The following is a 6,150-nucleotide window of genomic DNA, read 5'->3' on the forward strand; positions in this document are numbered from 1 at the left end:
CTTTATTCACCAAGTCTTTTGCTGTATAATAGAGATATAATAAATCTATTCTTAAATTAAACAACTCTGGAAGGAGTTTTTTTATGAAAAGATTTGCAAACAGGCTGAAGAAGTTAAGGAAGGAAAGCGGTTTAAATCAGGCAGAGTTAGGAGAAAAACTCGGTTATGCCAGAACCACCATTGCCAATTATGAGCAGGCTACCAGATTCCCACCCCTGGATACTCTTTTTGCAATCGCAGACTTCTTTGGTGTCTCACTTGATTATCTGCTGGGCAGAACTCAAATTAGAAATGTATTTAAAAACCTGGTGATCGATAATTTTAAAACTCCAGTCCTTTTAATAGAACCAGAAAGTGGAAAAATTGTCGATTTTAATAAAAGTGCAGTCAAATATTACGGTTTTTCCGAACAGGAAATGTTTCAAAAAAGCATTTTCGAAATTAACTATTTAGATAAAAAATTAATCAAGGAAAAAATTAAGAAAACAATAGAAAAAGGCCACATGACTTTCAATTTTGAGCACCAGCTGGCCAGTGGAGAAAAAAGAGAAGTTACTGTTTTTACCAGTCCTCTGGTTATCAATGACAAAACTGTACTCTATTCTACAATCTTTGATCTGCAGCAGTCCAATACCTCTTACGCAAACATCCAGATATTTTCCAGTATTTTAAATAATATATTTAATAAAAAATTACCTTCATTCAAGAATCACCACTCTGAGGTCAGGGAAATTACTGCTTTAATAGCAGATCAGATGAATCTAGACAAAAAAAGCAAAAAACTACTCAAAATGAGTAGTAAAGTCCATGATATAGGTTTTTTATTACTTCCAACACAGCTGCTGACAAAAGTTGAAATCACAGATTCTGAATATCAACTAATTAAAGAACACAGCAAATATGGTTATAATATTTTTAAATCTCTGGACAAGCAGATAGCTGAAATTATATTACAGCACCATGAGCGAATTGATGGTTCCGGCTATCCAAATAACTTAAAGAAAGATCAAATTAGAATTGAAGCAAAAATTATTGGAGTTGCAGATGTGCTGGCAGTAATGAATAGTGACAGACCCTATCGTGAAACACCAGGTTTTGATAAGGCCTGTCAGGAATTAGAAAAATTTAAAGGCAGCAGATATGATCCAGAAATTGTAGAAGCCTGTCTCAAACTGGCTGAAAATAATAGATTCGATTTTTTAAAAAATAGCAATTAATTATACTGTCCCAGATAAATCTTTAATTTCAGCTGCAGCTAATCCAGAAGTTCTGTTCTAAAACTTTGTCCTGATTTTAATTTATCAATATCAAAAATATCAGCTATTGTTGCAGCAATATCGCTAAAAGACGCTCTAATACCTAAATCAATATCATTTTTAATTCCTTTACCATAAACCAGTAGTGGAATATATTCTCTGGTATGGTCAGTACCCTCATAGGTCGGATCACAACCGTGATCGGCAGTGATTATCAACAGGTCATCATTTTTCATGGCAGCTTTTATTTCTGGGATTCTCTGATCAAAGTCCTTAAGAGCAGCTGCATAACCCCCAATATTCCGGCGGTGGCCGTAGTTCTGATCAAAATCCACCAGATTAGTAAAAATCAATCCTCTTTTACTCTGATCCAGTAACTCTACAGTCATATCAATTCCATTCATATTATTTGAAGTAGTTATAGAATTAGAAATTCCGCTGTGATTAAAAATATATGTTATTTTACCAACAGCATTTACTTCCAGATTCTTAGCCTGAAGCTGATTTAAAATAGTTGGCTCCGGTGGTGTTAAAGAAAAGTCTTTTCTTCTTTCTGTCCGCTCAAAGTTACCCGGTTCTCCCAGAAAGGGACGGGCAATAACTCTGGCTACTGCATGCTCACCCTGCAGAATTTCTCTGGCCTTTTTACAATAACCATAAAGCTCATCAATTGGAATCACTTCTTCGTGAGCTGCTATCTGAAAGACACTATCTGCAGAAGTATATACAATTGGTTTTCCTGTCTCCAGATGCTTCTGGCCAAGTTCTTCGATAATAACCGTGCCTGAAGCCGGCTTATTGCCCAGAGATTCTCTTCCAATTGCTTTATGGAACTGATCCATTACCTCAGCTGGAAAGCCATCTGGATAGGTAGGAAAAGGCTGTTCTGAAATCAAGCCAGCAATCTCCCAGTGTCCAGTAGTAGTATCTTTGCCTTTTGATTTTTCTGCTGCTTTTCCATAAGCTCCCTCAGCCTCAAGTTCAGAATCAAGACCCTGAATAGACTCTATCTTTCCCAGTCCCAGTTTTTCTAGATTTGGCAGCTCAAGTCCACCTAACTCAGCTGCAATATTCTGCAGCGTCGCAGCACCCTGATCACCATATTCCTCTGCATCTGGCAATTCTCCAATCCCAACACTATCCATTACCATCAAAATCACTCTATTAAACTTCTTCAAAATACCACCCCTAAATTATTAATAATTTATATCGTTAGACGTCAGACCTATTTTTTTAATAAGTTTTAAACTAACTTAATGAAAAAACACTTTGTTTATTTGGCCTTAGTCTTAATATCTGTAACTAATGATTCTAAAGATTTATCTTTTAAATCCGGAATTAAAATACCCATTATCTGATAGAGATATAAAAATTCATCTAACAGCTCTTCTTTATCTTCTTCTGGAAGATCGCCTTCTTCCTCCATATATTCCTCCAGATTATCATTGATATTACTAAATGAGCGAAATAATTTACGGACCGGATTATGCGATTTCTGATCACTACCATCATCCCAGTACTCTTTCATTTTCATTCTTTCCCGCTTTAAAAGTACAGCCGAAACCGCTTCTTCCACTGGTAGGTGAAGATATTTATAAAACAAATCTATCACAGCCTGTGTTTCCTTCCGGCTTAAATTATGTTTGATTACTGCGTCCAGCAGCTGATTGGCCTTACTGGGGTCCCCTGTTTTTGATGATAAAGCGTGAGCCAGACTCAAATGAGATAAAGTTATCGGAGAGTCTTCTTTTAAGACTTCTTTTTGATATTTTTCCTTCATCTCCAGAATGTTCAGCCAGAGGGTCAAAGTAGTTCTGGCCACTCCCAGTTTTTCAGCTGCATCTTTTTTACTCAAGTTATTAGCCTCCATAAATTTATTAATTGAAGTTGCTCTTTCCAGGGGATTTAAGTCCTGTCTCTGCAGGTTTTCAATCAATTGAATCTGCCTAAATTTCTCCGGTGAGACTTCAGATTCCAAAATAACAGCTGCTATTTTTTCCTGTTCATCCTTTTTAACAGCTCTCAGCCTTCTTTCCCCTGCAATTAAAAGATAGTGATCATCCTTTTTTTGAACAACAATCGGCTGCAGCTGCCCCACTTCTGCAATCGATTTTGCCAGACTATCTATTCTTGCCTCCGAAAAATTTTGTCTAACCTGATCTGGCCGACTTTCTATATCCCGCAGTGAAATTTCTTTATATTTCATTTCCAACCCCCCCATTTAAAGTTTGACTCCTAAATCAAACAGAAAATAAACTTCATAAAATTGATTTTTATTCGCTTTTAACATATTATATTATTAGATTGGACTTAAAATTAATTCTTTAACTTTAACAGAATATCAAATCTTAAAGGAGCATCTAAAATGAAAACACTCTCTGATATAAATAGTTTAACAAATAAACTGAAGAAAATAAACTACCTGCAGGTAGAAAAAAATAAAAGTTTAGCTGAATTTGCAAGTTTTAAGGTTGGCGGACCTGCAGATCTTTTCCTGACACCGGAGAAAGTCTCCGCTTTAAAAGAACTAATGCCGCTAATTGTTAATTCAAATATTCCCTATTTCATTCTGGGGAAAGGGAGTAATTTAATTATTTCCGATAAAGGTTATCGAGGTATTATTATCTATACTGGCAGTTTAAATCACTATCAAGTTGAAGCCAGGCAGATCACTGCCGAATGTGGACTGGAACTTAAAGAAATTGCCGATCTGGCCTACAAAAATTCTTTAGGCGGTTTTGAATTTGCAGCCGGAATCCCGGGTTCACTGGGAGGAGCACTCTACATGAATGCCGGCGCCTACGGTGGGGAAATGAAAGACGTAATTGTTAAAGCACAATTTATAAATCAAAGGGGCAAATTAATAGAACTCAATAAATCTGAGTTAAAACTTGAATATAGAACAAGCATTTTGCAAAAAGAGGATCCAGACTGGGCTGCAGTCAATGTTACAATCGAACTTAAAAGATCGGAAAAAAAATTAATCAAAGCAAAAATGGATGAACTGCATAATAAACGCTGGAGCAAACAGCCTATGGAATTACCCAGTGCCGGCAGTATTTTTAAAAGACCTCCAGGACATTATACTGGTCCCCTGATCGAAAAAGCGAAAATGAAGGGCTTTCAGATCGGCGGAGCCCAGGTTTCCACTAAACATGCAGGCTTTATAGTCAATAAAGGTAATGCAACTGCTGAAGATATTGTTAATTTAATTGAAAAGGTTAAAGCAGAAGTTTATAAAATAAGCGGTGTCCAACTTGAAGTCGAACCCCGCTTTTTAGGAGAATTTTAATCTAAGAGCTCCTCCTTTTTGCTGCGGGGGAGCTGCTTGATTTCATATTCTCTTTTCTGGGCCAGACTGCGACTTTTAAATGACTCCTGATGGCGAAGCTTGACCGGAATGCGCCCCCGTGTATATTTAGCTCCTACTCCAGCATTATGTTCTTCCAGCCGCCGCTCTACATCAGTGGTATAGCCTGTATAAAGACTGCCATCACTGCATTCAACCACGTAAATGTAATGTGAATTATTAGATTGATTATCTTTAATAACTTCTAATTCTTCCTTATTTTTGGCCATATTCCTGAATATATTTGCCAAGTGCTCTTAGATGTTCCTTTTCCTCGTCAATTAGCTGACTAACCGCTTCAATAGTTTTACCTTCATTGTAATCGCACATTTCACGATAAAATAAAATTGAGTCTTTTTCAGCCTGAATGGCCAGTTTTAAAGCTTTTTCTACATCATTTAAAGCCTCAATTGACTCTTCACTATCATCTTTTGGAAAAATAGAATACTCAACCAGATAATTAAAATAGGCACTTACATCCTCTTCATAAAGATAATCCGCGTCATCTTTTCCTTCGCGAAGTTCCTCAGTTAAGGCTACAAATTTTTCATAGTGATCCTGCTCATCCTGAGCTAACCTTTTAAAAAGTTCCCTCAAATCTCTATTTTCAGTTGCCTCAGCATGTTTTAAATAAAACTTTTTTCCTCTTATTTCAATATTCTTTGCCATTTCCATTACTTCTAATGCATTAAATCTTTCCTTCATTATTAATCCCTCCAAATAATAAAATAATCATTAACTTATTGCTTTATAAAAATAATTACTTATCTTATCTGCCGCTTCTTCAATATCAAAATCTTTTTCATTCAAAATAAGTCTCCGCATTACTATACTTTCCATAATTCCAACGAAAGTACAGGCAAAATAATTAAAATCAATATTTTTTGTTATATAATTATTTTCTATCAAAAATTGATGTAAATTATTTAAACTCTGGAAGCGTTTTGCATCCATTTTTTTAAATTGATCTTCAAATTCTTCGTTTACAGCAACTGCTTCTCTTAAAATAATTATGGAAAGATTTTCATGTTTTTTATAAAGTTTAAAAAATCTAAGCAGCATTTTCTCAAAAAATATTTTTAAATCCATATTATCTGTATCAATGATATAATTATCAAATTCTTTTAAAAAAATTTCTTCATGCCTTTTTATCAGAGAAATAAAAAGATCCTTCTTGCTGTTAAAATATAAATAAAATGTCCCCTTTGCAATACCAACTTTTTCAACTATTTCAGCTATGTGAGTATTATAATAGCCCCTGGCTGCAAAGACTTCTATTCCAGCCTGAATAATTTCTTCTTTGCGATCTGCCACTTTGTTACCCCTTCTTTTTTTATTATTTTATTCTTTTTAATTATATCACATTTTTTTGATTATTTAAATAAAAAGCCATAATCGAGTAGGAGGGAAATAATTAATTTATTCCCCGTCCTCTCACACCACCACAGCATACCGTTCGGTACTGGGCGGTTCATTAAGAATTAATTACTTGTGCATATCTTTCTGTAAAACTAAAGTATCCCAGTTTCTTTAAAAGCTGGTTGG

Annotated in this window: 7 protein-coding genes; 2 read left to right on the forward strand and 5 right to left on the reverse strand. The window is 35.2% G+C overall.

What is annotated here, in order from left to right; genetic code table 11:
• The first annotated feature begins 83 nt into the window (after positions 1–83).
• Entirely contained in the window at positions 84–1,217 is a 1,134-nt protein-coding gene (locus C7958_RS14550; RefSeq protein ID WP_111573395.1) for an HD domain-containing phosphohydrolase, read from the forward strand.
• A gap of 38 nt (positions 1,218–1,255) precedes the next feature.
• Here C7958_RS14550 and C7958_RS14555 read toward each other — a convergent pair whose 3' ends face one another.
• Both C7958_RS14555 and C7958_RS14560 read right to left on the reverse strand, forming a co-directional pair.
• Positions 1,256–2,434, reverse strand: a complete 1,179-nt coding sequence (locus tag C7958_RS14555) for a phosphopentomutase (RefSeq protein ID WP_111573396.1) — start codon at positions 2,432–2,434, stop codon at positions 1,256–1,258.
• Positions 2,435–2,529: 95 nt separating this feature from the next.
• The gene (locus tag C7958_RS14560; RefSeq protein ID WP_111573397.1) at positions 2,530–3,462 is read right to left on the reverse strand and encodes a ParB/RepB/Spo0J family partition protein; all 933 of its coding nucleotides are present in this window, start codon (positions 3,460–3,462) and stop codon (positions 2,530–2,532) included.
• A gap of 159 nt (positions 3,463–3,621) precedes the next feature.
• Between C7958_RS14560 and murB the strand changes: the two genes are divergently transcribed.
• On the forward strand, positions 3,622–4,548 hold the full coding sequence (gene murB, locus C7958_RS14565) for a UDP-N-acetylmuramate dehydrogenase (RefSeq protein WP_111573398.1): 927 nt from the start codon (positions 3,622–3,624) through the stop codon (positions 4,546–4,548).
• Here murB and C7958_RS14570 read toward each other — a convergent pair.
• From C7958_RS14570 to C7958_RS14580, 3 genes are read right to left on the reverse strand one after another with little or no spacing between them, the layout of a single operon-like run.
• Positions 4,545–4,835, reverse strand: coding sequence for a GIY-YIG nuclease family protein (locus C7958_RS14570; protein WP_111573399.1), 291 nt, complete (start codon positions 4,833–4,835; stop codon positions 4,545–4,547). The genes murB and C7958_RS14570 overlap by 4 nt on opposite strands.
• Positions 4,822–5,310, reverse strand: coding sequence for a ferritin-like domain-containing protein (locus C7958_RS14575; protein ID WP_111573400.1), 489 nt, complete (start codon positions 5,308–5,310; stop codon positions 4,822–4,824). Before C7958_RS14575 ends, C7958_RS14570 begins: the two co-directional genes overlap by 14 nt.
• Before the next feature lie 30 nt (positions 5,311–5,340).
• Positions 5,341–5,919 carry a TetR/AcrR family transcriptional regulator gene (locus tag C7958_RS14580; RefSeq protein WP_111573401.1) on the reverse strand — a complete coding sequence of 193 codons (579 nt, stop codon included), beginning with the start codon at positions 5,917–5,919 and terminating at the stop codon, positions 5,341–5,343.
• Positions 5,920–6,150 lie beyond the last annotated feature (231 nt).

Origin of the sequence: Halanaerobium saccharolyticum, assembly GCF_003259895.1 — a bacterium.
In the GTDB taxonomy this organism is placed as follows: domain Bacteria; phylum Bacillota; class Halanaerobiia; order Halanaerobiales; family Halanaerobiaceae; genus Halanaerobium; species Halanaerobium saccharolyticum_A.